The organism is Parahoeflea alexandrii (genome assembly GCF_027214025.1).
Lineage (GTDB): Bacteria > Pseudomonadota > Alphaproteobacteria > Rhizobiales > Rhizobiaceae > Hoeflea > Hoeflea alexandrii_A.
Genome location: NZ_JAPWHB010000001.1, coordinates 925,366 through 949,722, shown reverse-complemented (window position 1 = coordinate 949,722; position 24,357 = coordinate 925,366). Strand labels below are relative to the sequence as shown.

Annotated in this window: 26 protein-coding genes; 15 read left to right on the top strand and 11 right to left on the bottom strand. The window is 61.6% G+C overall.

The window, feature by feature from the left end:
- Positions 1-2: 2 nt before the first annotated feature.
- From O4H62_RS04715 to O4H62_RS04705, 3 genes are all read right to left on the bottom strand, one after another.
- A complete protein-coding gene (locus O4H62_RS04715; protein WP_269385964.1) occupies positions 3-1,145 on the bottom strand; it encodes an SH3 domain-containing protein in 1,143 nt (380 codons plus the stop codon).
- 230 nt (positions 1,146-1,375) lie between these two features.
- A complete protein-coding gene (locus O4H62_RS04710) occupies positions 1,376-2,758 on the bottom strand; it encodes a TIGR03808 family TAT-translocated repetitive protein (RefSeq protein ID WP_430538386.1) in 1,383 nt (460 codons plus the stop codon).
- A 130-nt stretch (positions 2,759-2,888) separates the two neighbouring features.
- On the bottom strand, positions 2,889-3,206 hold the full coding sequence (locus tag O4H62_RS04705; RefSeq protein ID WP_269385962.1) for a hypothetical protein: 318 nt from the start codon (positions 3,204-3,206) through the stop codon (positions 2,889-2,891).
- A gap of 305 nt (positions 3,207-3,511) precedes the next feature.
- Between O4H62_RS04705 and O4H62_RS04700 the strand changes: the two genes are divergently transcribed.
- The gene (locus O4H62_RS04700; protein WP_269385961.1) at positions 3,512-3,706 is read left to right on the top strand and encodes a hypothetical protein; all 195 of its coding nucleotides are present in this window, start codon (positions 3,512-3,514) and stop codon (positions 3,704-3,706) included.
- A gap of 184 nt (positions 3,707-3,890) precedes the next feature.
- On the opposite strand, the gene O4H62_RS04695 is transcribed toward O4H62_RS04700, so the two are convergent.
- The 4 genes from O4H62_RS04695 to O4H62_RS04680 all read right to left on the bottom strand — a co-directional run bounded on the left by O4H62_RS04695 (position 3,891) and on the right by O4H62_RS04680 (position 6,978).
- Positions 3,891-4,280 (bottom strand): hypothetical protein, encoded by a 390-nt coding sequence (locus tag O4H62_RS04695; protein ID WP_269385960.1) that lies wholly within the window; start codon positions 4,278-4,280, stop codon positions 3,891-3,893.
- Positions 4,281-4,302: 22 nt separating this feature from the next.
- Positions 4,303-5,400, bottom strand: coding sequence for an Acg family FMN-binding oxidoreductase (locus O4H62_RS04690; protein ID WP_269385959.1), 1,098 nt, complete (start codon positions 5,398-5,400; stop codon positions 4,303-4,305).
- A 193-nt stretch (positions 5,401-5,593) separates the two neighbouring features.
- On the bottom strand, positions 5,594-5,950 hold the full coding sequence (locus tag O4H62_RS04685) for a DUF2780 domain-containing protein (RefSeq protein ID WP_269385958.1): 357 nt from the start codon (positions 5,948-5,950) through the stop codon (positions 5,594-5,596).
- 149 nt (positions 5,951-6,099) lie between these two features.
- Entirely contained in the window at positions 6,100-6,978 is an 879-nt protein-coding gene (locus tag O4H62_RS04680; RefSeq protein WP_269385957.1) for a dienelactone hydrolase family protein, read from the bottom strand.
- Between the two features lie 330 nt (positions 6,979-7,308).
- Between O4H62_RS04680 and O4H62_RS04675 the strand changes: the two genes are divergently transcribed.
- The 3 genes from O4H62_RS04675 to O4H62_RS04665 are packed head-to-tail and all read left to right on the top strand — an operon-like array spanning position 7,309 to position 9,523.
- Positions 7,309-8,070, top strand: a complete 762-nt coding sequence (locus O4H62_RS04675; RefSeq protein ID WP_269385956.1) for a hypothetical protein — start codon at positions 7,309-7,311, stop codon at positions 8,068-8,070.
- Between the two features lie 45 nt (positions 8,071-8,115).
- Positions 8,116-8,529 carry a carboxymuconolactone decarboxylase family protein gene (locus O4H62_RS04670; protein WP_269385955.1) on the top strand — a complete coding sequence of 138 codons (414 nt, stop codon included), beginning with the start codon at positions 8,116-8,118 and terminating at the stop codon, positions 8,527-8,529.
- A gap of 4 nt (positions 8,530-8,533) precedes the next feature.
- On the top strand, positions 8,534-9,523 hold the full coding sequence (locus O4H62_RS04665) for a magnesium transporter CorA family protein (protein WP_269385954.1): 990 nt from the start codon (positions 8,534-8,536) through the stop codon (positions 9,521-9,523).
- Positions 9,524-9,548: 25 nt separating this feature from the next.
- Here the strand turns inward: O4H62_RS04665 and O4H62_RS04660 are convergent, their stop codons facing one another.
- Positions 9,549-10,544 carry an SDR family NAD(P)-dependent oxidoreductase gene (locus O4H62_RS04660; RefSeq protein WP_269385953.1) on the bottom strand — a complete coding sequence of 332 codons (996 nt, stop codon included), beginning with the start codon at positions 10,542-10,544 and terminating at the stop codon, positions 9,549-9,551.
- A gap of 108 nt (positions 10,545-10,652) precedes the next feature.
- Between O4H62_RS04660 and O4H62_RS04655 the strand changes: the two genes are divergently transcribed.
- The 3 genes from O4H62_RS04655 to O4H62_RS04645 all read left to right on the top strand — a co-directional run bounded on the left by O4H62_RS04655 (position 10,653) and on the right by O4H62_RS04645 (position 12,813).
- Entirely contained in the window at positions 10,653-11,240 is a 588-nt protein-coding gene (locus O4H62_RS04655) for a TetR/AcrR family transcriptional regulator (protein ID WP_269385952.1), read from the top strand.
- A gap of 37 nt (positions 11,241-11,277) precedes the next feature.
- The gene (locus O4H62_RS04650; RefSeq protein WP_269385951.1) at positions 11,278-11,751 is read left to right on the top strand and encodes a YchJ family protein; all 474 of its coding nucleotides are present in this window, start codon (positions 11,278-11,280) and stop codon (positions 11,749-11,751) included.
- 174 nt (positions 11,752-11,925) lie between these two features.
- Entirely contained in the window at positions 11,926-12,813 is an 888-nt protein-coding gene (locus tag O4H62_RS04645; RefSeq protein ID WP_269385950.1) for a polysaccharide deacetylase family protein, read from the top strand.
- 100 nt (positions 12,814-12,913) lie between these two features.
- Here the strand turns inward: O4H62_RS04645 and O4H62_RS04640 are convergent, their stop codons facing one another.
- Together O4H62_RS04640 and O4H62_RS04635 are read right to left on the bottom strand one after the other, a co-directional pair.
- Complete coding sequence (locus tag O4H62_RS04640; protein ID WP_269385949.1) at positions 12,914-13,825, bottom strand: fatty acid desaturase; 912 nt, start codon at positions 13,823-13,825, stop codon at positions 12,914-12,916.
- 100 nt (positions 13,826-13,925) lie between these two features.
- Positions 13,926-14,474, bottom strand: a complete 549-nt coding sequence (locus tag O4H62_RS04635) for a glyoxalase superfamily protein (protein ID WP_269385948.1) — start codon at positions 14,472-14,474, stop codon at positions 13,926-13,928.
- A gap of 267 nt (positions 14,475-14,741) precedes the next feature.
- Between O4H62_RS04635 and O4H62_RS04630 the strand changes: the two genes are divergently transcribed.
- On the top strand, positions 14,742-17,231 hold the full coding sequence (locus O4H62_RS04630) for an ATP-dependent helicase (RefSeq protein ID WP_269385947.1): 2,490 nt from the start codon (positions 14,742-14,744) through the stop codon (positions 17,229-17,231).
- A gap of 209 nt (positions 17,232-17,440) precedes the next feature.
- Positions 17,441-18,763, top strand: coding sequence for a hypothetical protein (locus O4H62_RS04625; RefSeq protein WP_269385946.1), 1,323 nt, complete (start codon positions 17,441-17,443; stop codon positions 18,761-18,763).
- A gap of 298 nt (positions 18,764-19,061) precedes the next feature.
- Here the strand turns inward: O4H62_RS04625 and O4H62_RS04620 are convergent, their stop codons facing one another.
- Positions 19,062-19,538: a LysR substrate-binding domain-containing protein gene (locus O4H62_RS04620; RefSeq protein WP_269385945.1), complete on the bottom strand. Its 477-nt coding sequence runs from the start codon at positions 19,536-19,538 to the stop codon at positions 19,062-19,064.
- A gap of 105 nt (positions 19,539-19,643) precedes the next feature.
- On the opposite strand from O4H62_RS04620, the gene O4H62_RS04615 reads away from it, so the two are divergent.
- The 6 genes from O4H62_RS04615 to O4H62_RS04590 all read left to right on the top strand — a co-directional run bounded on the left by O4H62_RS04615 (position 19,644) and on the right by O4H62_RS04590 (position 24,344).
- A complete protein-coding gene (locus tag O4H62_RS04615; protein WP_269385944.1) occupies positions 19,644-19,808 on the top strand; it encodes a hypothetical protein in 165 nt (54 codons plus the stop codon).
- A 225-nt stretch (positions 19,809-20,033) separates the two neighbouring features.
- Positions 20,034-20,885: an META domain-containing protein gene (locus O4H62_RS04610; protein ID WP_269385943.1), complete on the top strand. Its 852-nt coding sequence runs from the start codon at positions 20,034-20,036 to the stop codon at positions 20,883-20,885.
- 273 nt (positions 20,886-21,158) lie between these two features.
- The gene (locus tag O4H62_RS26430; protein WP_331284445.1) at positions 21,159-21,437 is read left to right on the top strand and encodes a Flp family type IVb pilin; all 279 of its coding nucleotides are present in this window, start codon (positions 21,159-21,161) and stop codon (positions 21,435-21,437) included.
- 182 nt (positions 21,438-21,619) lie between these two features.
- The gene (locus O4H62_RS04600; RefSeq protein ID WP_269385942.1) at positions 21,620-21,997 is read left to right on the top strand and encodes a hypothetical protein; all 378 of its coding nucleotides are present in this window, start codon (positions 21,620-21,622) and stop codon (positions 21,995-21,997) included.
- 40 nt (positions 21,998-22,037) lie between these two features.
- Positions 22,038-23,444 (top strand): PepSY-associated TM helix domain-containing protein, encoded by a 1,407-nt coding sequence (locus O4H62_RS04595; RefSeq protein WP_269385941.1) that lies wholly within the window; start codon positions 22,038-22,040, stop codon positions 23,442-23,444.
- 117 nt (positions 23,445-23,561) lie between these two features.
- Positions 23,562-24,344, top strand: coding sequence for a GGDEF domain-containing protein (locus tag O4H62_RS04590; protein ID WP_269385940.1), 783 nt, complete (start codon positions 23,562-23,564; stop codon positions 24,342-24,344).
- Positions 24,345-24,357: the final 13 nt, after the last annotated feature.

Here is a 24,357-nt window from a genome sequence, read left to right as displayed (position 1 = left end):
GCCTATCCTGCCAAGTCCTTCAGCCAATCCTTATGAACCCAGCCCTTGCGCTCATAAGGCACTTTGCGCGTCTTCTTGGAGGAGCATTCAACGTTTTCAGTGTCGTACACGACACCCGCCCAATCGCCTCTGCTGTCAAAAACATGAACGATGTCGCCGTTGGAAAGCTGATCAATTTCGTCATACTCTGTACCCGGTCCAGCACGGACGGTTAGAAAGCTATTGACACCCGTTACCGTGCTCGTTGCGCATGTTGCCAAATCATCAGCCTCAGCCCGTTCCAGAACGGGGACTTTCAGAGAAACAGGATTGGCTTTTGGCGTGGTACTGTCACTCCCGTAATTGGGTTTCCACTGTGCAATTTTTTCGCCATGCCCCATGATCTCGAAGACCGGTTCTGGTGACCATGAATAGCCAGTGATGCGACCTAAAAATTCATCTACCAGTGTGTAGGAGTTGTTGGTGTATACGAATGCCTTTATGGAGCAAACCTGTGTGCCGCACTTGCTGCTAAGAGAATGTTCGCCGTTGCAGTGCAGGTTTTGATGCGCCAGTACCAAATCATCTATTTCGTCTGAGTTCAGGTCGATTTGAATTATACCCTTGGCTTTTAGAGTGCCGCCGTTTCCTCTGCAGCCTGACGCGACTTCCTCTCCAACTATGGATATTAGTTGGTCTTCTTTGCTCACATGGGGCCAGCCTTCAAAAGCCTGTGCATGTGAAATTTCTTTTGCAGTGCCGATAATCGTCTGCTGCCTCCTTGATAGGAAAAAGCCGTTGCCGTCTCGGTTCGTGCACTTCAGCCCCTTTTTCGAAGAATGGCATGTGAAGCCGCCGAATTTACCTGTCACGCCATAGTCAGCGCGATCAAAGCCGCCTTTGGAGTGGTTTCCGTTGGAGCATTGCATCTCGACGGGGCCGCGATCTTGCATGAAGAACACATGCCCCCACTCAGCGGTGCAATCCGATGGGCGCTGCATTGCAGGTGCGCCACTTCTCTTGATGATAGTGCAGGTCAGGTCGGCATAATTGGCTTCCTGACCAACCGCACACTGAATGTTTTCAGACGGCGTTTCAAAGGTCCATACATCGGCAAATGAGTTTGCAGGAAAAAGTGCGACTAGAAAAAATAGCGTTCGAAACATGGTTTGATCCTTTACTTTGACCATTACGAGCCATGCTATCAGCCCAAATTAGTTTTTTGTAGATACTTGGGTTGGTGTTCTGCCCTGATGCAACTTTTTATTGCATGGAGAACGAACGGCTGCTCAGGGCCGAAAGCGTCGCACGCCGCGTTAAGCCGGATGCCCGTTTCCCTACTCTATCTCCCCAAGCCAACTTCAGGATGTGTTCGCTTTCACAAGTCCACACCCTCTCAAGCCACCACATTCCGCTCCAGCGTCAGGTGCGAATACCGCCCCGCTCCAACCTTGGCCAGGTCCTTGGTCACCACCTCGTTCCAGCGGCAGCCGATGATGGCGCCGGCGGGGGTGGTGTCGAACATGTTGCCTGAAATCAGCGCCGAGCCGGCGCCCTCGACCACCGAGACGGCGACGCCGGCGCCCGAGTTGCGGATCGTATTGCCGGTGAAATTGACCGAGCGCAGGAACGGGCCCCAGCCCATCAGCACGCCCCATTTCGGCGCGCCCTCGATGACGTTGCCGGTGACCGCCGCATCCGCCTCGATGGCGATGCCGATGCCGAAGCCGGCATATTCGGCCGGGTAGGGGCCCTGGGTCGACAGGTTGCGGATGATGTTGCCGGTGAGCGAGGCGAGGCGTCCGCCCTCGTTGAAATTGGCGACCGAGATCCCCACTGTGCCGCCGTCGATCAGGTTGGAGGCGATCACCGCGCCCTCGAAGGAGAACTCGGCATAGATCGCCGTCTCGCCCGAGCGGATCGCCTGGTTGGAGACGATCTGGATGTTGCTCGCCGAATTGGCGCGGATCGCCGAGAAGGCGCAGTCGGAAACGTGGTTGTTGGTCACCATCACGTTGCCGGCGCGGAAGATGTTGATGCCGTTGCCGTTCTGCCCGGTGCCGCCGGCGCGTGCAAAAATCCGCATCACCCGGTTGCCGTCGATCAGCGTGGCGTCCTCGCCCACCGACCAACGGTGCACCAGGATGCCGCCATTGGCGCAGTCGCGCACCACGTTCCGCGTTATCGCAAGTCCGCGGCTCTCGACGGCGTAAATCCCGGCGAGACGTGCGCCAAATATCTCGGAATGATGGATGCGTCCGCCGCAGGCTTCCAGCGTCACCCCGTGGCCGTCGGCGCCGGCGATCGCCATGTCCTCGATCACCGCCTCGCTGACGCCGCGCAGATGCACGAGCCCGGAGACATGGCCGCCCAGCCGCTGGTTGGCGCCGTCGAGCGTCAGGCCGGAGAGCTCGATCCGCCGCGCCCCTTCGGCCAGCATGAAATGGCCGCGCCCGCCATAGATCAGCCGCGTCGCGCCCGGCACGCCCGCAATCCTTGCGCCGTCGGGCAGGTCGATGTTGGAAACGACATAGCTGCCCGGCGGCAATCTCAGGATCCGCCCCGCCGCGGCTGCATCATTGATGGCGCGTTGGAACAGCCGGCTCTGGTCGTCCGCCGCATCGGGCAGCAGGCCGGACAGATCGGCGTCAAGCCCGCCGCGCAGGTCGATCTGGGCAAACAGTGTGTCGGCGTGCGCCCCGGAGACGGTCAGCGGCGCCAGAAGGCCTGCAGCACCTGCCCCGGCAAGCGAGGTGAGGAAGGCGCGGCGGCTCGGAATGTGACGGGTCGTGCTCATGCCGTACCGGTTGCACGAACCGTGCCAGTTTCACCTGTGCCGGAATGGCACAGGTGCAGGGGATCGCGGCCGGCATCTCGTTGCCGCCGCTGCTGCCGGTCATGTGCGCGTCTCAGTTCCCGTCGGGCAGCGCCCTGCAGGTGAACTTCTCGGGCCCCATCCATAGCGTGGCCGGCATCTCGTCGGCGAAGAACTGCAGTTCCTGCGTGTCGTCGCGCCAGATCCCGGCGCTTTCCGGGCTCAACTCGTCGGTGCCGCGCGGACTGAGAAGTTTCGCCACCCCGGTGTCCGGATCGAGCGTCAGCAGGATCGAGACCCCGGGGCCACTGCAATCGAAACGGCTGGCCATCGCAGCGTCGGCCGAAGCGGCGGCGAAAAGCTGGCAGGCGGCGGCAAGAAGGGGCGGGACGGAGTGCGAGGCAAAACGCATGGGCAATCCTTTTGTCGTGGTCTGGCCGGCCGGGCAGGCAGCAGACCGGAAAATGCAGGTCACCTTGAAGCGCGCAATATTGCGCCGGAGCGAACTGCCTTAGTGTCAATATCGGCCGACACAGAATAGAGGAGCCGTGCCTGCAAAGGCAACTCCGACGAATGATCCCTCATGTCCTGAAGTTGGCGGGATTCTGCATTTCGGTTGAGCCAGATCAAAATCTTTCTTTGCTCTCCGGTCTAGTTTGCGTCCCAGGGGACGCCGGGGCCATTCTGGCCGCTGGACCGGAAAGACAGGAGATACTCATGCTAAAGCTTGCGGCAATGGTCTACATCATCGTCGGCAGCATGTTGGCGGGCAGTTTCGTCGTGGCCGCGCTGACGATGGAGCGGATGGATGCGATGTCCATCTCGGTTGCGGCGGCGCTTGGCGCGCTGGTGGCCCTGCCGGTGGCCTGGCTGATCGCAGCCAAACTCAACAAAGTCATCCGCCCGGCCTGACGCAGCGGCTCCCGCACCGGAATTTCCCGGAAATCCCGGTGCGCGCGAACTGCCCTGGCTCAGAGCTGTGGATGGGGGGAGCGCGGGGCCGGCCGCTGTGGGGACGGCCGCCCCGCTGCTTTTCCGTCAGCGCTCGCGGCTTGCCTCAGCGCCCGCGACTTGCCTCAGCGCAGGCGCCCTTGTTTCAACGCAGGCGAATGAGCGGCAACGCCGCATAGACGAGCTGTCCGCACAGGCCGAGCAGCACCGGCGCGGTGCGGTAGAGGGCGAAGTGCTGGTCGAGGCTTCGCCCGGCGATCAGCGTCGAGACGGCGAGTTCCGCAGTAATCAGCAGAATGAACGACGTCAGGCCCATGACAAGGCGGGCTCTGCTTTGGCTGGCGACGTCGTGGCGGCGGATCGCCCAGCCGCAGGCAACCCAGGAGACAGCCAGGATCAGTGGCAGTTCGAGCGCCACCGCGGCCAGGTCGCCGGTCCGTGGCGCAATCAGCAGCGTCCGCGCGACGCCGAGCAGGAAGCCCGCCGCGAACACCGCGGCGAAATACTCGATGGCCGCCTTGAGGGCGCTGGTCATCGGGACCTCCCGTCGTCTGCCGTCACGCCGGGCCGTTCAGGATCACGTCGCCGACCGGTCGCCTGAGCGAGCGCGGCATGGCGTCGCCATAACCGAACCTGACCACGAGATCGGGCCGGCGGTCGCCGATGCCGATGAGGGCGGCGAGTTCGGGCCGGTAGCGCGCGACTTCGACCGGCTGGTTGAGGAATGCGTGCCGGATCCCAAGGGCGGTCGCGGCCAGCGCAAAGCGCTGGTAGCTGCGGCCGGCGCTGACCCAGTGCTCCGGGTCATCGCGGTCCGAGACAAACACCGCAAAGCCGGACGAGGAGCGCACCTGGGCCGCGCATTTGGCGTTTTCCGCGTCAGCGGTGAACACCAGTCCGAACACCGGCCGGGCGATCCAGCCCGGCATGGTCGGATTGCCCGAACAGGCCGAATACAGGCCGTCGCCATGCTGGACCGCCTCCGCAGCGTTGAAGCGCAGCCAGTGCTTGAGTTCGGCGACAAACGCGGGATCGGCAATCTGCGCGGCATTTGCGGCGAGGATCAGCTCGAGGATCTGCTCCATCCGCGGCCTGTCGGTCACCAGCACCAGCGAGCAGCCGGCAATCCGAGCCGCACTCTCGAGGGTTTTCAGGTCTTCGGGCGCGACCGCGCGTCCGTCATAGACCGAGCGCGTGCACTGCCGGTCATGGATCGCCTCGAACAGCCGGTCCGGGGCGGCACCGCTGCCGCCAAGGCTTATCTGCACAGCGTCCTCACCGGCGAGGAAGTCGACGCTGCTGGTCCGGCCGAGCGCCGATGCGGCCAGGCCCAGATTCTCCGCCGCGCATCCGAGGCTCGTGTACAGATGATGATTGTCCGGGTCGACCACCGGCGTGGCACGCCGGAGGTCCGGGCGGATCGCAACCCGGTCATCGCCGCCCGAAAACAGCCAGGGCTGCGTGTTGTGGCTGTTGGCGGCCAGTGTCGCGTGGTGCACGAGATAGTGCAGCTGGCTCAGCTGCTGCGGCGATTGCCTCACCCAGACGGCATCCGCCGCAGCGTCGTAGGAGGGGCCGCGCGTGGCGGCATAGGCACCAAGTCCCAAAGCGGCCGCGGCGCCGCCGCCGCCAAGCAGAAGATGTCTCCGGTTCATCGTATCAGGCCTCGCGTGCTGGATCAGTCAGCCAGACCAGAAGACCCCGGAAACAGGGACGTTGCCTTGATGCGTGTCAAGACCGAGAGCTTGAATGCGCCGGCGTCCGGCAGAACACACAGAAAATCCGGCGATGGGCATCGCCGGATTGAACACTTGGTGATCTGGCAGGCGCGGGACCGCGCCGCGTGGCTCAGACGAACTGCGACAGTCCGGGGATCGAGGCGACGATCTCGTCGATGGAATCGCCGGCGCCGTTTTCGCGGGCGTAGCCCATGGTTTCCTTGGCGACGCTGGAAATGTCGCCCATGCCGAGACCCAGGCCCATCAGCTTCTGGCCAAGGCCCATGACGCCGCCCATCGACAGCATGCCGCCGCTTGGCGCCTGGGCGATCAGGTCCGCGGCGCCCGGCACGGAGGCCAGCATTTCCTTGACCTTGTCGGCCGGGCCTTCAGACTGCAGGAATTCCAGAATGGCGCCGACGGCCTTGGCCGCGATTTCGGGGTCGATGCCGACATTGGTTGCAATGCGAGAGACGAGATCGTTCACAGGGTATCCTCCGAATGGGTGACGTTAACGTAAGCGTAAACGGCAGTTTTCGCCAATGCAAGCTGCACCGCCCGGATTTGCGCACATAATCCGGCGATTGTTGCCATGGCGATCACCATGGCAGGCCGACATCACCATATCGTGACGGATCAGAACATCGTGCCCTTGAGAAAGGCAAGCGTCCGCGTCCACGCAAGATCCGCCGCCTGCTTGTTGTAGCGTGCCGCCGAGGTGTCGTTGTTGAAGGCATGGTTGACGCGCGGATAGACATGGATGGCGAACACCTTGTCATTGCTCAACAGCGCCGAGCGGTACTCCTGCAGACCGGCATTGATTCGCTCGTCGAGGCCTGCGTAGTGCAGCAGCATGGCGGCCTTGATCTTCGGCACGTCGAGGGAATCCGGCTGGCGTCCATAATAGACGATGCCGGCGCGCAAGTCCGGATCGGCCACTGCCAGGTCATTGACCAGCCCGCCGCCCCAGCAGAACCCGATTGCCGCAACCCGGTCGGTGGCGCGCGGGTGTCCGGCGAGCCATGCCCGTGCCGCCATCGCATTGGCGACGGTTTCCGCGGGTTTCAACTCGCTCACCATCTCGCGCGCCGTGTCTTCGTCCGCCGGCGTGCCGCCGAGCGGCGACAGAAAATCAACGGCCAATGCGGCGTAGCCTTCCAGGGCCAGGCGTCGTGCGATATCGCGGATATGGTCGTTCAGGCCCCGGTTTTCATGAACAACGATGATTCCGGGCACCCGTCCGGTTGCAAATGCCGGGATGGCCAGATACCCGCCCATGACGCCGGTGGCTCCCAGGAAGCGAACGTCGGAAGCCGACACCCGACGGTCATCAGGCGCCACGATTGCGGCCTGTGCGCTGTTGGCCGCCAGCAGCGGCGCGATCGCGGCAGCCGCAGCACCTGATCCTGCGAGCTTGCTCAATTTTTCCATGAAACCGCGCCGGTCGAGGGTCAGATGGGTATACTCATCGTAAGCCTCGATCATGGCCTGTGTAACGGTGGGTTTGTCTGCCATGCTGGTTCTCCCGATTTCAACTCATAGCAATACGTGATTTTATTAAATTAGTATCCGTTAAAGACAAGAAGGTGGCGTTTTTCAATAAGATTGCAGGGTGTTTTGAGCTGGCGCCGGTACAGGTGCGCCCCGGGTTTCCATGCCGGACACCACGCTTCGCCAAAGCCTGTGGTCACAGTCTAGGAGTCGAGTGTGAACGATACCTTATTAGCCGTTGCCCGGACGTGCGAACAATTGCCTCACGCTTCGTGGCCGACCATCCCATTCTTTCCGAAGCGGCCCGTTTCCGCTATGGGATATTTGAAGGATGGCAGACATGGAGCGGTCGGGATGAGGGAAGTCATGGGGGTGCATGTCGGTGAGGTGTTAGGGCGATGGGGGGCGGCGAGCCTCGTCCTGCTGATGGCTGTCTTGCTTGGCGGATGCGAAAGCGTGCCGGTGGAGCAGCAGCCGACGCATCTCGAACAGTTCCAGATCACCCAGATCGACGTGGATTTCTCCCGCGCCGAACGGCCGCTGCTGGTGGCGGAGCTCGACGGCGGTATCAGTCAATCCGTCTCCGGGTCCAATCTCGGGGCGCTGGGAACCCGCCTCGGCGTGGTCAACCAGCATGAAAGGCAACTGGCGCTGGAGCAGGCGATCTCCGACAACGTCAAGGCGCATGTGCGCGATGCGTTCACGCCGCTGATGCGCGGCCAGCGCTCCGCACGGGCGGTGGTGACGATCGGCTCGGTCTTTATCCGCAGCCGTGCCAGCCTGCAGCAGCTCACCGGGGCCCAGGTCTTCATCAACGGCCAGAAGCGGCCCGACGAGGCCCAGTTCATCGCCAGCATCGTCATCTATGACAATGCCACCGGAATACCCGTCGGCATGGCGGGACCGATCACCCGCACCGATGACGGCGCCATCACCATTGCAGGCGGCGGGCCGAAGGCGCCGCCCTACAGCAAGGCGGGACGGCTCAACCAGCTTGCCTTCGAGTTTGCCCAGGCGGCTGCCAATGTGATCCAGCGCGAAGCCAGGACCGGCGAATATGTGGATGGCGACCAGGGCAACACCCGGGTGCTCTGGGAACGCAGATACAAGCTCTAGCGGCAACCGGCCCGCGGGGCCGGACTGAAAGGAAACGAGAAAAACATGACCACCCTGGTACCCGCCGAAGATCTGGAATCCGATGCCCGCGTCAAGGCGGTGTTCGATGACATTCGCGCCACACGCAAGACCGACTTCATCAACAACATGTGGCGTTGGCTGGCCTTCGACCCGGCCCTGCTGGAGCGCACCTGGACGGAAGTCAAGGAGGTGGTCGGCAAGCCGTCGTCGATCGATCCGCTGACCAAGGAGATGATCTACATCGCCGTCTCGGTCGCCAACAACTGCACCTATTGCGTTCATTCCCACACGGCTGCGGCCCGCGCCAAGGGCATGAGCGAAGAACAGTATGGTGAACTGCTGGCGATCATCGGGCTGGCCGGCAAGACCAACCAGCTCGCGACTGCGCTACAGGTTCCGGTCGACGACGTGTTCGATGCCGGCAAGGCCGGACGATGACCATATGATCCGGCTTTACGACGGTCAGGGCGTTTGTCTTGACACTCCGGAAACCGAGGATGCGGCGCTGCCGGCAACGGTGTGCTGGATCGACATGCTGCACCCGACGCCGCCGGAAGAGGCGCAGGTCGAGGCGTTGATCGGCGTCGAGGTACCGAGCCGCGACGAACTGCGCGACATCGAGCCCTCGAGCCGGCTCTACATCGAGAACGGAGCGGTCTATCTTACCGCGAGCGTGGTCTGGAAGGCCGACAGCGATTTCGCCGAGATCACCGATATCGGCTTCGTGCTGACAGGCAACCGGCTGGTCACCATCCGCTACGGCGAACCCAAGGCCTTCACCATGTTTGCCGCGGGCGCCCACCGTGAGCTTGCCCACCGCGAGATCGCTACCGCCAGCGCACACGACCTGATGACCCGCCTGCTCGAAGCGATGATCGACCGCAGCGCCGAGGTTCTCGAGCACCGCTCGCGGCGCATCGATGCGCTTTCCACCGAGGTGTTCTCGCGCGGTGCCGCCAGCAATCCCGAGGCCGTGACCCGCGACCTCGAAGCGACGCTCGGCGTGATCGCCAGCCACCAGCGCACGGTGGCCAAGGTGCGCGAAAGCCTGATGTCGTTTGCCCGCGTGTCGAGCTTCCTGCAGACCCTGCCCGAAATCATGGGCGACAAGACGCTCAAGCAGCGCTGCCGTTCGCTGTCCGGCGACGTGCAGTCGCTGTCCGAGCATGCCGATTTCATTTCCGAAAACATCGTCTTCCTGCTCGATGCAGCACTCGGTTTGATCTCGGTGCAGCAGAACCAGGTGATGAAGGTGCTTTCGGTGGCGGCGATGATCTTCCTGCCGCCCACCTTCATCGGCACCGTCTACGGCATGAACTTCCAGGACATGCCGGAACTGAGCCAGCCCTGGGCCTACCCGATCGCGCTGACGGTGATGGCGGTCTCGGCGCTCGGCCCCTATCTCTGGTTCAAGCGCAAGGGCTGGTTCTGAGGGCGGATGGCTGCAGGGCACCTCGTCAGCCGAAGAAATCCGTCAGCCCGGTTGCCTGCATGCTTTTCTCCCACAGCAGCTTTTCGGCATCCGGGTTGCGTTCGGGGGCGAGAAGGAGGGCAGGGCCGATGCGGGTCTTTGGATCCGGCCCGTAGAAGGAACCGCTTTCGACGCCGGGCGCGCACGAGCACCTTGCGATGCCGCAAGTCCCGTCCTCCACCGATTGCGCGATCTTGAGCGTTGACCAGAGAATGTAGCGGTCAAGCCAGCGGTCGCCGCCCGCCCGGGTGGTCTTGGACTGAAGCCCGCTGTCGGCCGGGCCGGGGTGGGCGCACAGGATCTTGACCCTGTTGCCGTCGCGCTGTTTGGCGTGCTCGTCGAGCGCATAGGTGAACATCAGGTTGGCAAGCTTGCTCTGCTGGTAGCGCACCCACTTGTCGAAACCGGGGAACCCGTCGCCGCCGAGATTGCCGCCATTGGGCTCAAGGTATTTTGCCATCAGCGGCCGGCTCGGCCGGTTCCTGGCCCCGGAGGAGTGATTGACCACGCGGGCCTCGCCGCGCAGCCCGGCGGCCTTTTCGAGGAGCGGCCAGATTTCGTGGGTGAGAAGGAAGTGCGACAGGTGATTGGCCTGCATCTGCTCGTCGAAACCGTCAACGGTGGCCCGGTCCGGCGTCCCCATGATCCCGGCATTGTTGCACAGCACATCGCAACCGCTGTCTCCGAATTCAGCGCGCAGGGTGGCGCCGGCCGCGCGGACGCTGGCGAAATCCAGAAGATCGCAAGCCACGAGCGACGCGTCGATGCCTTTCCCGGTCAGGCTCTTCAACGCCTTCTCGGCACGCTCGGACGCACGGTTGAGCATGACCACCCTGGCGCCGAGGCTGCCGCAGGTCTCGGCCAGGATCAGGCCCATGCCCGACGTCGATCCGGTGATCATCACCGTCTTGCCCTTCATCGAGGGGAAGGTCTTGACCAATTCCGTGTAATGCTTTGTGACCGGAGGCTTGCGGTTCGACATGAGCGCGTCCCAAGAGTGAATGTTTCCAATGGAAATATTCATGCCTGCGGCAATGCGGCCTGTCAAGGAGATATTTACAGTGGAAACATTTTGGTGGATAAGCTGGCGATGACAAAAGCGAAAACCTATCACCACGGCAATCTCAAGGAAGCGCTGATCGCCTCCGGGCTGGATATTCTGGCGGAAACAGGACTGGCCGGCCTGTCGCTGAGGAATTGCGCCGAACGGGCAGGTGTCAGCCACACCGCGCCGAAGAACCATTTCGGCAATCTGGCAGGCCTGCTCTCGGCCATCGCCGCGCGCGGCTATCAGGAACTGGGCGTCTACATGCAGCGCAACCTGCGCGAGGGCGCGTCCCGCACCGAACGTAGAAACGCGGCCTTCGAGGGATACGTGGCGTTTGCCGTCGCCAACCCGGCGCTCTACGAGCTGATGTTCGCCAGGGACAAGACCAACAAGAACGATCCGGAATTGCAGGCGCAGGTCGGCGCCAGTTTTCTCGTTCTTCGCGATGCCGCCGAGGGGCTCGACTGGGACAAGTCCGATCAACCCGGCGCCGGCCTGCGCGCCCAGATGATGCTGTGGAGCCTGGTGCACGGCTTCGCCCAGCTCTCCGTGTCGGGGAAGTTCGACAAGGAGAGCATGCGCCACCTCGGTATTCTCGACGTGATGCCGGATTTCCCTTACCGGGGCTGAAGCTCCGATTTTTGCCAACCGATCGAGGATGCCCCCCATGCCCCCGTGCCCCTGCGGTTCCGCGCTCGACCTCTATGCCTGCTGCGGCCGCTTTCATGCAGGCGAACCCGCGCCGACGGCGGAGGCGCTGATGCGGTCGCGCTATGCGGCCTATGCGCTGGGGCGGCTCGATTACATCGCGGCCACCTGCGCCGGCCAGGCCGCAGCGGCCTTTGACCTCAAGGAGGCGGAGCGGTCTCAACTGGGCACACGCTGGCTCGGGCTCGAGATATCGGGGACCCGCAAGGGCAGGGCGGTCGATGACGAGGGAACGGTGAGCTTCATTGCCCGCTACAGCCACAATGGCGCCGGGGGCGAGTTGCGCGAGACCTCGCGCTTCCGCCGCATCGAGGGCCGCTGGCTCTACTGGGACCGGCTCGACGAGGCCGCGGCCCCGCGCGCAGCCGGCGTCGGCCGCAACGACCCGTGCCCCTGCGGCTCGGGCAAGAAATGCAAGAAGTGCTGTGGCTGAGCGCGCAAATTTCCTTCACTGAGGCAAGTTACGAGGGCTATTGATCCCGCTCAACTCGCGCAGGGCCATTAACGCCGGTCTCGCCTCAGGCGCGCAAACAGAAACCGCGTCAACGCTCGGTTAACCATAATCCGCGAAAGTCTGGCATCGTCACTGTTTCAAGTTGAGTGTGCCATGGTCTCGCGTCTTGCCCTTGTTTGCGTCCTGTCGTGCCTGGCCATGGCCGGCTGTGCCTCGAAACCTCCCACCGGTCCGAACTCTGCCCGGACAGCCTACGTCCCGGTTGCCGGAAAGCCGTCGCTGCCGGGTAGCGAGCAAGCGAGTGACGAGGAGGATCCGGCCTTTGCCGCCTTCCGCAATGCGCCGGGCCGCAAAAGCTTCGGTTCGCTCGCCGGACGCACCCTGAAAGTCTCTTCGATCTCCGAAATCAAGCTGGCCGACAAGGAAGTCATCCTGACCTTCGACGACGGACCGATCCCCGGCAAGACCGACCAGGTGCTGGCGACGCTCAGGCAATATGGCGTCAAGGCCACCTTCCTGATGGTCGGTCAGATGGCGAGTAACTATCCGGCGATAGCCAAAAGGGTGGTCGGGCAGGGACATTCCATCGGCGGCCACACCTTCAACCATGCCAACCTCGCAAGCGCCGGCACCTCGCGCGCGCTCACCGACATCGACAACGGCAATGCCGCGGTTGCCCGGGTGACCGGCACCGAGGTCGGCTTCTTCCGTTTCCCCTATCTGGCCGACACCGGTGCGCTGCGCCGTGCGGTTGCCGATCGCGGCCAGGTGATCCTCGATGTCGACATCGACTCCAAGGACTATTTCAAGCTCAGCCCCGGGACGATCGCCGCCAACACCATGGCCAGGGTCCGGGCCAAGCGAAAGGGCATCATCCTGATGCATGATATCCATGGCCGTACCGCCGCGATGCTGCCCTCGCTTCTCGCGCAGCTCAAGGCCGGCGGCTACAAGGTCGTGGCCCTGCAGCACCGCCGCTCGCGCATGCCTCAGATGCTGGTATCCGCCGAGAGCGCAGGCAACAAGCCGCGCCGAATGTAGGGCCGCAGCTCCAATGACCAATGACGGGGTCAGTCTACTTTTCCTGTAGTTGAAACGTCAGTTTGCCGTGAAGCCCCGACGAGAAAAGCAGACTGTCCCTTCACTCAGCCGCCGCATCGCTGCCATTCATGGCGGGCGCATACCGGGCGTGAAAGCTTGAATAGCCCTTTTCCGTGACCACGAGGTGCTGCGCTGTCAGCTTGTGCAGCGCCGGCAGCTTGTGGAACGGCACCGTCGGATAGGAATGATGTTCGGCATGATAGGGCATGTTCCAGGCGAGCCGCCGCACCAGCCGGTTGGTCAAGGTGGTGCGCGAATTCTCCAGCATGTTGGCGACATGGGCGCAGCGGCCATGCTCGGCCAGCAGGTAGAGCCGGAGAAACGGCTGGCCGAGCGCCATCGGGATCAGCCAGACGAACAGGAGCGCCGTGCTGCCGAGCGCCAGGCTGCCTGCAAGCAGGAGCGCGTAGACGCCGATCATTGCCCATGCCTCGTTGCGCACCATCGAGCGCTTGCCTTGCGGCACGAACTCATCCGCGCAGCGCCCGGCGGCATGGCGCAGGATGGTGCCAAGATGATCGATCCAGACCGGGATGCCCGAGACATAGAGCAGGTACTCAGCCCAGGTTTCGGGCTTGGGCGAGGCCAATTCCGGGTCCTTGCCCGGAATCTGGGTGTAGCGGTGATGGGCGAAGTGGAAATAGCGGAACCAGCGCGGCGGCAGCAAGATGACATAGCCGCTCAGATGCGCCGCCGCCGCATTGAGCCAGCGCGAGCGGAACGGGGTCGAGTGGCAGGCCTCGTGCAGCAGCGTGAACAGGAAGACGAGCAGGATCCCCAGCGGAAGCATCAGCACCGGCCAGAACGGAACCCGCGCCAGGATCAGCGCCGCGAGCACCGCGATCGCGCCCAGGTGAACCGCCAGTTGCTTAAGCCCTGCCGCATCCGATGTCTCGGTCAGCTCGCGGCATTGCTCGGGCGAAAGGCTGGCGAGGAATTGCTTGTGATCCATGCGGCGGCGGTCTCCGGTTCAACCGATATCTAGCGAAATCCCCGCCCTCGCGATAGCGCCGCGAAGGCGGATGGCGAAACGCCGGTGCGCTCAAGCGGTATTATCCGTCGTCGCGTTCGATGAAGCGCATGCGGTTGCCGAACGGGTCGATCACCTGCATTTCCAGGCCCCAATCCTGCTCCTGAAGCCCCGGCCGGTTGTAGCTGTAGTTCTTGGCGGCGAGTTCCGCATGAAGCGTTGCGACCCCGCTTGTGAAGACGACGGCATTGGCGCCGGGCGTGGCGTCGCCCGAATGCTCGCTCAGATGCAGCTTCAGCCCGCCGCGCGAGACCTGCATGTAGAGCGGCAGGTCGGGTTCGAAGCGATGCTCCCAATCCACTTTCATGCCGAGGAACCCGAGATAGTATTCGCGCGCCTTGTCGACGTCGAAGATGCGGAAGATCGGCGTCGCCCCCTCGAACCACAAGCCGGTTTCGGTCTTCTCCTCGGCTGCCGCATCGATCCGGGCTGAAAGAATGTTCCAGGTCTCCAGCCCGAACTGCCGGGCGACGATTTCCAGCGCCTCGCCGTGGGGGAGGTCGATGCCTTTCTCGGCCAACCGCTCGCGCATGGCTTTCGCCATGGCTTTTGAGTCCAGATATGTACGCATGATGGTCTCTATCCCTATCAACGGCGAAATCCGGGTCAGTATCCGCGTTACTGACGGTTTCGCCATCAAGGATGAAACCGGTCGAAGAAGATGGTGCTTTCGCCATGCCCTTTCGGGTGCGGATTGCCGGCAGCATCGGGCCGTGCGGCGATCTTCGTCGGATCCCGCGCCGATGGCAACCGTGAATTTGCCGCGCGGACCGTCCTGAACCTCGGAATAAACCGCGAACGCTGGTCTTTCCGCCCCGAATCACTACATTCACGGGGTATGAACAGACCAGATGACGATATCCCGTTTTTCGGCGACGAAGATCCAGCACCCCGCGCCCCGGCTGCTGCCCCCTCGGGCGGCGGGATTGCCGCGCGCGCCATGGCTGCGCGCAACGCATCGCGTCCCACGCCGAACTATCTCGCGGGCCTCAACCCCGAGCAGGCCGATGCGGTCGAATCCATCGAGGGACCGGTGCTGGTTCTGGCCGGCGCCGGCACAGGCAAGACAAGGGTTCTGACCACCCGCATCGCCCATATCCTCAATCTGGGCCTCGCCTATCCCTCGCAGATCCTCTCGGTGACGTTTACCAACAAGGCGGCGCGCGAGATGAAGGAGCGCGTCGGCGTGCTCGTCGGCGGCGCGGTCGAGGGCATGCCCTGGATGGGCACCTTCCACTCGATCGGCGTCAAGCTGCTCCGCCGCCATGCGGAACTCGCAAACCTGCGTTCCGATTTCACCATTTTGGACACCGACGACGTCATCCGGCTCTGCAAGCAGCTGATCCAGGCCGAGGGCATCGACGACAAGCGCTGGCCGGCGCGGCAGTTCGCCAATCTGATCGACGGCTGGAAGAACAAGGGCTACGGCCCCGCCGACATCCCCGAAGGCGACAGCCGCGGCTTCGCCAACGGCAAGGGCAGGGCGCTCTACCAGGCCTACCAGGATCGGCTGCAGACCCTGAACGCGGTGGATTTCGGCGATCTGCTCTGCCTGCCGATCCGCATGTTCCGCGCCAACCCGGATGTGCTGAAGGACTACCAGCAGAAATTCCGCTTCATTCTTGTCGACGAGTACCAGGACACCAACACCGCCCAATACATGTGGCTGAGGTTGCTCGCCCAGCGGCCCGCCGGCGAACGGCCCAACATCTGCTGCGTCGGCGATGACGACCAGTCGATCTATGGCTGGCGCGGCGCGGAAGTCGAAAACATCCTGCGCTTCGAGAAGGATTTTCCCGGTGCGAAAGTCATCCGGCTCGAGCGCAACTACCGCTCGACCGAGCATATCCTCGGCGCTGCTGGCCACCTGATCGCCCACAATGAGGGCCGTCTCGGCAAGACCCTGTTCACCGAGCAGTCCGATCCCGAGCACGAGCGGGTGATGGTCCACGCCGCCTGGGATTCGGAGGAAGAGGCCCGCGCCATCGGCGAGGAGATCGAGCAGGCGCAGATCAAGGGCCGGGCCTTGAACAACATGGCGATCCTGGTCCGCGCCTCGTTCCAGATGCGCGAGTTCGAGGAGCGCTTCGTCACGCTCGGCCTGAACTACCGCGTCATCGGCGGCCCGCGCTTCTACGAGCGCCAGGAAATCCGCGATGCGATGGCGTTCTTCCGCGTCGTCAGTCAGCCCGCCGACGATCTCGCCTTCGAGCGCATCGTCAATGTCCCCAAGCGCAGTCTGGGCGATGCGGCTGTACACCAGATCCACAACGCCGCCCGCGCCCGCGGCATCCCCATGCTCGCCGCCGCGCGCGACCTGATCCTCACCGATGAACTCAAGCCCAAGCAGCGCAAGTCGCTGACCGACGTGGTCGAGATGTTCACACGCTGGCAGACGATGCTCGAAACGACGCCTGCGCATGAACTGGCGGAAACCATTCTCGAGGAATCCGGCTATACTGAGATGTGGCAGAACGACCGCGCCGCTGACGCGCCGACCCGGCTTGAGAACCTGAAGGAACTGGTTGAGACCATTTCCGGCCGTGAATCGTTGCCTGCCTTCCTTGAGGAAGTAGCGCTGGTCATGGATGCTGAAAAGAACCCCGATCTCGACGCCGTCTCGATCATGACGCTGCACTCGGCCAAGGGGCTGGAATTCGAGACCGTGTTTCTGCCCGGCTGGGAGGAAGGCCTGTTCCCGCACCAGCGCGCGCTCGACGAGGGCGGCCGGTCAGGGCTGGAGGAAGAGCGCCGTCTCGCCTATGTCGGGCTCACCCGCGCCAAACTCTTCTGCCACATCTGGTTCGTCTCCAACCGCCGCATCCACGGCCTGTGGCAATCGACGCTGCCCTCGCGCTTTCTCGATGAACTGCCCGAGGCCCATGTCGAGGTGGCCGAAATGGACACCGGCTTCGGCGGCTATGGCCGCGGCGGGCGCTTCGGCGCGTCAGGCCATTCCGGCGGCCCGTACGGCGCCTCGCGCTTCGACAAGGCCGAGCCCTTTGCCGGCAACTACAACACGCCGGGCTGGAAACGCGCCCAGGCCAACAAGACCGACGCCGCCCGCGACAACTGGGGCACCCGCTCCGGCCACGCCGTTGAACGCATCGCCTATGGCGAATCCGGCCCGCGCGGCTCCACGATCGAAGGCGAACTCGTCGCCAAGTCCACCGGCACGACGTCCGCCTACTCGGTCGGCGACCGCGTCTTCCACCTCAAGTTCGGCAACGGCAATATTGCGTCGATCGACGGCAACAAGCTCACGATTGATTTCGACAAGGCCGGGCAGAAACGGGTGCTGGACGGGTTTGTGGAGCGGGTGGGATAGGGCATCAATTCTAGATTGGTCGCTTAATATGGCCGATATTATGCTGTGGGTTCCGCAGTATAATATAGGTTGATAATATAGGTTGATAATATAGGTTGTGCATGTGGTTTCTTGATGAGTGATAAAAGTAGACGATATCCATGAATATATATTTAGATTGTTTGAAAATAAGATGAAAAGAATACACTGGTTCTCAGATCGGAAATTCAATGGAAATTAAATCAGCATTTTATGATCTAATAAATAATATTAGAGAAGAAGCTATTGGTTACACGATAGCGCTCATTTTGGGTTATGTTGTTACCGTTTTGTTTTTACGCGTCCCTAGATATTTCAAGTACGTAAGAAGAAAAGCGTACATAAGGTGGAGTGAAAGTTATTTTCCGAATGATACAGATACAATAATTCTAGATATAGCTGGCGCAGACCAAGATGAGTACAATTCGAATGGTTTCGAGTATGATTACAAGTCAATACGTGATTCTGGTCAGGTCTTTCGTTTGAAATTTCCGGGTCATGTTGTCGATGAATTTCAGGACAATTCTGTTTCCTTTTCACTTGAAGATTTCAATACATCGAACGATGAAGTGTTTGGGAAGTCGGAAATTTCGGAATTGGAGCGAATAACAGAGATTTCAGATATACGCGAGCGTATTTCTAGAGCTTGCGAGATCGAGGCGAAACTATTTTATTTCAAAGAGAAGGGAAGAAATTTTAACGGAAAGGGGTTTGGATTGCGTTCTATCAATTTCGATAGAATTGGAAATCTAGAAAGTCCGAAAATTGATATTTCGCTTTACAGAACAGATTATTTTACCCAGTGCGTTATGAGTAGGGTTGCGCTTGAGCTTCTAGAAGAAGGTGTTATTTCATCTGATGGAGTCAAGTACAATGACGAAGACGGATTTGGAATCATTAATAGAAAATATTTTCCTCTAATTCCCGGTCTTGCGATCAACGCATTTGTGTTTACCGACGAGGGTAGAGAGATAACTCTTGTTCGTCGCTCGGCGAACGCGAATAGCAGTTTAGATCATGCTGGAAAATTCGACTCATCTATCGATGAGGCATTTTCGCAGTTTGATGTAACGCATTCTGTTTATGGGCGTGGAAGTGTAACCATATCCAATTGTTTTCGGCGTGGTGCTGATGAGGAGCTTGGAATAAAGCCTGAAGATCCAATGTTGGGTGAATTGATTGTGTATCAAGTGTTTTTTGTAAAGAGCTTGTTTCAAGTAGCCCTTGCCGGTTATTGTAAGTATGATGCCACTTTTGAAGAAATGAGAAGCCTCACAGGGAAAGATAAGCCGCTTGAACACAAAGATATGATTAGCGTTCAGTTTAATTCGAGGAACATGTCTGAATTTATTATGAGGGGAGATATAATTCCATGTATACGTGATATACTTATTGATTTGTGCAGATTGAAAGGATTGAAGATAGATTTGACATATGGAAAGGGGTTTTATGGAATGTGCAAGTACCTATTTATATATATAAAAACATTTTTTGAATTCGCTTATAGGCGATAATGGAAAATATTAATGTGTTTATTTGCATGAGTGGAAGTTATTATATGTATTTTTAAAATATTATATATTTAGAAGGTTTGTCAAAAAATTATGTAGAGAGATATTTTGCTTTATTTCGGTGCTAGGGCGACGGTATCAAATTTTGGAAACAAGCTGAGTAACGGTGCGTTTTGATTTTGGAGCGTTCAGTGTAATCGGGCTTTTAGGGTGCGCTCTTGTATACAAGGCGGCATTGTTGTCTAGGTCATTGCGGGGTTGTATCAAAGACGAGGATATTCGAAGTATTTCGGAAATATCTCTACCCCCTTCTCCGCCCCAACTCCCCCACCAGATAATCCGCAAAAATCCCCACATGCGGCCCGCAGGCTGCCTTGTGGTAGTGCACGCTCATGGCGATTTCCGGCAGCGGCGGGAAGCCTGGCTGGCCGTCGAGGACGCGTAAAGTTTCGGAAATGATCGAGGCTTCCATCACCGAGACTGCCGAGCCGTTGAGCACGGTTTGCTCGATCAGGTCGACGCTGCGGGTCGAGCAGGTGATGCGCCAGGGCCGTTCGAGCTGTTCGAGTGCTGCGAGCCCCGCCTGCCGCACCGCGCAGCCATTCGGAAACAGCGCCGGCTTCAGCCGCTGCTCGGGGTCGTCGAGATAGTCGGGGGCTGCGACCCAGTGCAGCGGCTCGTAGCGCGCGATCCGGCCCTTGACCTGGTCCGAGCTGTGGGTGGCAAGCAGGATATCGCTCTCGCCCCGCTCGAGCATCGGCAGCATCACGGTCCACATTCGTATTCAGAAAAATTCAACATAAAGGGCAAAATATTTCGATTTGTTGAATGTAGAGCGAGGCGTAGGCTTTTCCCATCGCAACAGACGCCGCAGGAGAGAGCCATGTTCAACCTGATCGCCAATGCCATGTTCGAAGCTGCCCGTGTGCCCGCACCACCGACCGCGCCGGTAGGCAGCCGCTGGTTTGTCCGCGGTGACCGCAGCCCGGCCCGGTCGCGCTGGCAAGCTGAGCTGGCAGGCAAGGCCGATACCGCGCCCGGTCGCTGAGACAGCCGCTGAGGGCAGGGCGCGCCCGTGAAATCAACTGCAGCGCATCGAGAGCCGGTGCCGGCGCCACCGGCTCACTTGCGCTCTTGGCCATTGTGATTTCCTCATGCATCATGCGAGCCGGCAAGCTCCGATGAATGCCGGATGAATTTGCCGTTCAAGGCCGGTTCAATCGAGTGGCGGCACAACAGGGCATCGCTCAATGGTCAACAAGGGGTTCCGGCCATGAAAAACATCCTTCGCAGCTTTTTCGCTCTCGGTTTTCTCGTCGCCGGCCAGGCAATGGCGAAGGCTGAGGAAATCTATCTCGAGTCGGTCCAGTCCGGCAAATATGTCACGATCGTCGGCGGCACGCTTGCCGCCGCCGCCGCGGACGTCCAGAGCGCCAGCCGCCTCGACACGGTCCGGCTGGAAGGCAACAGGATCGCGTTTCGCGATTTAGCCACCGGCAGCTTTGTCCGCGCGGGGGTCGGACAGGGAACCTTTCTGGCCGCGGGCAGCCCGCATATCAGGGGCTGGGAAACCTTCGAGATGATGGGGGTCAACGGACGCCACGTCGCGCTGCGGTCGGTCCAGAACGGCAAATTCGTCCGCGCCGGCGTTGGCAAACGCTCGCATCTGGCAGCCGTATCCGAGCGCGCTTCCGGATGGGAAACCTTCCGCTTCGTCGATGCACGTGCGGCCGGGCAGAACGCGAGCCAGCCGGGCGGCGTCGATCTGGGCGACATTGTTGGCAACTACCGCATCACCCACATTGCCGCCGACAACGGTTTCCTGGTTCAACTCGGCCAGCAGATGGCGGCGCGCGCGCGCCTGGGGCTTGATGATCGCGGCCGGGTCAGCGCCACGATCGGCTGCAACAGTCATTCCACCCGCATCACGGTCCGCAATGGCCGTGTCCAGCCCGACGGGCAGGTGATGCAAACCAAGATGCGGTGCGCCGGCCGGGGCGAAACCGCGGCGGAGGATGGCCTTCGCCGGGCGCTCACGACCAGCAGGATCATTGTCCGCGAAGGCCGCACCGTGACCTTCAAGGCTGCCAACGGCGCGGAGCTGATGAAGATCCGGCGGATGTAACGGCGGTGGATTGCCGCCAATAGCTGGGCAGATGCAACGCGTTGACGCCGCCGGGAGCATCCTCCGGGCGGCGTCGGTGTGCGCCGGCCACGCCTGCCGGATGGCCCCTATCTCCCATAATGGAACTGCTGTGCCATCCCGGCACATTGTTAACCCACATCGTCAACGGTTTTGAAACAGGTTGTGTGCAACTTTGCCGTGCCAGGTCAATGATCGACCGGCTCTGATCAATGATAGATCGGACGCGTGCACAATGTTTTGAAAGGGACCTCCATGATGAAGGTACTCTGCACCCGCGCCGCCGACTGCGAGTCCGGCGCTACAGCGATCGAATACGCTCTGATAGCGTCGATCCTCTCCATGGCGCTTCTCACCGGCGCTGCAACCGTCGGCAGCGCACTCAAGCAACAGTTCGGCCACGTGTCCCACAAGCTGGCGGGCACGTCCGCCCAGCACGCGGGGCCGGGCGGCGGCACCAGCCTGATCGCGCTGCCATCCCGACCGGAAGGGCAGACGCTGACCGCCACCCAGGCTTCCTGGCAGGAGCAGTGATCCCGGCTCCACCGCCTGCACCACACCTGAGCCGGTCCGGGGCGGGGACACCGTTTGCGTGAGAGAGGGCTGCGCACCCGTTGGCGCCGGGCCAGGGCCATGTCTTTGCTGGCTGGCTAATATACTGGCTCTCTGGAAATTTCCGCTATATCCCGCACCGGATATTGGCTAGAGAGTCTGGCATGATGGAAGCACTCAGAGCGCTGGATTTGAGACGACTGGTCTTTGCGGCCCTGTTCGTTCCGTTGCTGATGTTCTCGTTCTTCTCGGTCCACACCATGCCGCGGTTTTCGGATCAGGGCATGGAGATCATCATCTGCACAGCGACCGGCTTCGAGACGGTCGCGCTGGGCGATGACGGCGATCCGGCCGGAGATCGCGGGCACTCGCCCTGCGACTGGTCGATGCAGATCCATGCCGCCGCACTGCCCTCCGCGGCCGCGGCGGTCGAGCCGCTGGCGTTCCCCCGCGTGCGCGCCGTTGCCTTCGAACAAGCCATCCTCCGCTCCGGCAGGATCGAGTCCGGTCGTCATGCGCGGGCGCCGCCTGTCCTTCTCTGACACCAGAAATTCATAGCAATTCTAGTCAGAGGAGAGACTGATGGTCTCGATCGATTCGTCCGGTGCGCCGGCGCAGGCCGCTGTGCCTGCCAGCACCAGCAAACTCTATCTCGCGGCATGGCGCTGGCATTTCTATGCCGGGCTCTATGTCATCCCCTTCTTCGCCGTGCTTGCCATCACCGGCATGGCCATGGCCTGGATCGCCTATCTCGACGGCCGTGACGGCGAGCGCATTGCCGTTCAGCCGCAAGCGGTTGCGCAGGCCGTCTCGGTGCAGGCCGATGCGGCGCTGGCGGCCATTCCCGGCGGCACGCTCGTACAATATGTCGCCCCGCGCGCAGCCGACCTTGCCGCGATCTTCCGGGTCGATCTCGGCGATCAGGCGACAATGATCGCCGTCGATCCGTACCGCGCCACCGTTCTGGCGGAGTTTCCCCGCCGCAGCGGCTGGTATGATTTCTTCGACAATGTGCATGGCAGCCTCATGCTCGGCGTCACCGGCGACCGGATGATCGAGATCGCAGCCTCGCTCGGCATGGTGCTGATTGCCACCGGGCTCTACATGTGGTGGCCGCGGAATGCGGGGTGGCGCGCGGTCCTCGTCCCCTCGTTCGCCCGTGGCGGTCGCGTGCTGTGGCGCTCGCTGCACGGCGTGCTCGGCTTCTGGATCTCGCTGTTCCTGGTGTTCTTCCTCGTCTCCGGCCTCTCCTGGGCCGGTGTCTGGGGCGAGAAGATGGTGCAGGCCTGGAGCCAGTTCCCGGCGGAGAAATGGGACAATGTGCCCTTGTCCGACGACATCCACGCCAGCATGAACCATGGCCCGAAGGAAGTCCCCTGGGCGCTGGAGCAGACCCCGATGCCGGCATCGGGCAGCCAGGCCGGGGCGGCAGGCCTGCCCGAAGGAACCGAGGTCAGCATCGACACGATGGATAAGCTGGCCCGCGCGATCGGCTTTGAAGGCCGTTACCAGATGAACGTTCCCGCCGGCGAAACCGGCGTCTACACGTTCAGCCGCGATTCGATGAGCACCGACAGTACCGATCCGATGTCGGACCGCACCGTCCATGTCGACCGCTACACCGGCAACATCCTCGCCGACGTCCGTTACGACGACTATTCGCTCGCCGGCAAGGCCATGGCCGTCGGCATTGCCCTGCATATGGGTACCATGGGCCTGTGGAGCGTGCTCGCCAACACGGTCGTCTGCCTGTCGGTGCTGTTCCTGTGCGCAAGCGGCGTGGTGATGTGGTGGAAACGCCGGGCAGGCGGCTTGCGCCTCTCCGCGCCGCCCCTGCCGCGCGACATGCCGCTCTGGCAGGGCGCCACGGTGGTCGCCCTCGCCGTCTCGCTGGCCTTCCCGATGGCGGGGCTCACCCTGCTGACGGTGATGGCTCTCGATCTGCTGGTGCTCTCGCGCATCCCGGCATTGAAGCGCGCGCTGTCCTGATCCGACAGATTGCGGCCCGGACCGCGTCTGAGAGGGCGCGGTCCGGTTCAGATTTCCTTAGCGCTTGCCTGCTACCGTTCCGGGCGAAAACACCGAGGCGGCAGGTTGTCCAGGCCCATGAGCATGAGCACATTCTTCGAAATCCGGACCATGGGCCGGGTCTACAAGATCACGGCGGTGGTCACCGCTTTTGCGGTGCTGATCCCGGTACTCACCTTCACGGCGCCCTTTTTCCTCTACGGCCAGCGGTATCTGCCCATCTTCCTGATCGCGATCATCCCGGCCTCGCTGATCCCGCTTCTGATCACCCCGCCCATCACCCTGATCGTGCTCAACCTGTTCCGGCTTCAGACCCTGACCATCGACAAGGTCGACCATTACGTCCGCTATGACACGCTCACCGGCGTGCTCACCCGCGCCTACCTGCTCGGCAAGACCCGCGACGTGCTGACATCGGGCGGTGCCTTCCTGATGATCGATGCCGATCATTTCAAGGCGATCAACGATACCCACGGCCACGATATCGGCGACGAGGCGCTCAAGAAGATCGCAGAGGTGCTGCGCAAGGCGCTGACCACCGACGCGCTGATCGGCCGGCTGGGTGGCGAGGAATTCGGCGTCTTCCTGCCTGGCGCCACGGATGCGGAGGCGGTCTCGGCCGCCGAAAACCTCTGCGCGCTGATGCGCCAGGAAGGCAGGGTGATCGCCGGCAAGGAACTCAATCTCACGGTCAGCATCGGCTGCGCCCTGCATCGCGACGAGAACACGCTGGAAAAGACCATCAAGCTCGCCGACTCGGCGCTCTACCACGCCAAGCGCAGCGGCCGTGACCGCTATTTCCTGGCCGAGGCGACCGACACCATGCCGGCCCTGATCCTCAAGGACAAGATGGCGGGCTGAGCCTGCCTCGCCC

What these genes read in the sequence shown, in the direction of transcription:
- O4H62_RS04715 (WP_269385964.1), bottom strand. Translation starts at nt 1,145, where the DNA reads ATGTTTCGAACGCTATTTTTTCTAGTCGCACTTTTTCCTGCAAACTCA.
- O4H62_RS04705 (WP_269385962.1), bottom strand. Translation starts at nt 3,206, where the DNA reads ATGCGTTTTGCCTCGCACTCCGTCCCGCCCCTTCTTGCCGCCGCCTGC.
- O4H62_RS04700 (WP_269385961.1), top strand. Translation starts at nt 3,512, where the DNA reads ATGCTAAAGCTTGCGGCAATGGTCTACATCATCGTCGGCAGCATGTTG.
- O4H62_RS04695 (WP_269385960.1), bottom strand. Translation starts at nt 4,280, where the DNA reads ATGACCAGCGCCCTCAAGGCGGCCATCGAGTATTTCGCCGCGGTGTTC.
- O4H62_RS04690 (WP_269385959.1), bottom strand. Translation starts at nt 5,400, where the DNA reads ATGAACCGGAGACATCTTCTGCTTGGCGGCGGCGGCGCCGCGGCCGCT.
- O4H62_RS04680 (WP_269385957.1), bottom strand. Translation starts at nt 6,978, where the DNA reads ATGGCAGACAAACCCACCGTTACACAGGCCATGATCGAGGCTTACGAT.
- O4H62_RS04675 (WP_269385956.1), top strand. Translation starts at nt 7,309, where the DNA reads ATGAGGGAAGTCATGGGGGTGCATGTCGGTGAGGTGTTAGGGCGATGG.
- O4H62_RS04670 (WP_269385955.1), top strand. Translation starts at nt 8,116, where the DNA reads ATGACCACCCTGGTACCCGCCGAAGATCTGGAATCCGATGCCCGCGTC.
- O4H62_RS04665 (WP_269385954.1), top strand. Translation starts at nt 8,534, where the DNA reads ATGATCCGGCTTTACGACGGTCAGGGCGTTTGTCTTGACACTCCGGAA.
- O4H62_RS04660 (WP_269385953.1), bottom strand. Translation starts at nt 10,544, where the DNA reads ATGTCGAACCGCAAGCCTCCGGTCACAAAGCATTACACGGAATTGGTC.
- O4H62_RS04655 (WP_269385952.1), top strand. Translation starts at nt 10,653, where the DNA reads ATGACAAAAGCGAAAACCTATCACCACGGCAATCTCAAGGAAGCGCTG.
- O4H62_RS04650 (WP_269385951.1), top strand. Translation starts at nt 11,278, where the DNA reads ATGCCCCCGTGCCCCTGCGGTTCCGCGCTCGACCTCTATGCCTGCTGC.
- O4H62_RS04645 (WP_269385950.1), top strand. Translation starts at nt 11,926, where the DNA reads ATGGTCTCGCGTCTTGCCCTTGTTTGCGTCCTGTCGTGCCTGGCCATG.
- O4H62_RS04640 (WP_269385949.1), bottom strand. Translation starts at nt 13,825, where the DNA reads ATGGATCACAAGCAATTCCTCGCCAGCCTTTCGCCCGAGCAATGCCGC.
- O4H62_RS04635 (WP_269385948.1), bottom strand. Translation starts at nt 14,474, where the DNA reads ATGCGTACATATCTGGACTCAAAAGCCATGGCGAAAGCCATGCGCGAG.
- O4H62_RS04630 (WP_269385947.1), top strand. Translation starts at nt 14,742, where the DNA reads ATGAACAGACCAGATGACGATATCCCGTTTTTCGGCGACGAAGATCCA.
- O4H62_RS04625 (WP_269385946.1), top strand. Translation starts at nt 17,441, where the DNA reads ATGGAAATTAAATCAGCATTTTATGATCTAATAAATAATATTAGAGAA.
- O4H62_RS04620 (WP_269385945.1), bottom strand. Translation starts at nt 19,538, where the DNA reads ATGTGGACCGTGATGCTGCCGATGCTCGAGCGGGGCGAGAGCGATATC.
- O4H62_RS04615 (WP_269385944.1), top strand. Translation starts at nt 19,644, where the DNA reads ATGTTCAACCTGATCGCCAATGCCATGTTCGAAGCTGCCCGTGTGCCC.
- O4H62_RS04610 (WP_269385943.1), top strand. Translation starts at nt 20,034, where the DNA reads ATGAAAAACATCCTTCGCAGCTTTTTCGCTCTCGGTTTTCTCGTCGCC.
- O4H62_RS26430 (WP_331284445.1), top strand. Translation starts at nt 21,159, where the DNA reads ATGATGAAGGTACTCTGCACCCGCGCCGCCGACTGCGAGTCCGGCGCT.
- O4H62_RS04600 (WP_269385942.1), top strand. Translation starts at nt 21,620, where the DNA reads ATGATGGAAGCACTCAGAGCGCTGGATTTGAGACGACTGGTCTTTGCG.
- O4H62_RS04595 (WP_269385941.1), top strand. Translation starts at nt 22,038, where the DNA reads ATGGTCTCGATCGATTCGTCCGGTGCGCCGGCGCAGGCCGCTGTGCCT.
- O4H62_RS04590 (WP_269385940.1), top strand. Translation starts at nt 23,562, where the DNA reads ATGAGCATGAGCACATTCTTCGAAATCCGGACCATGGGCCGGGTCTAC.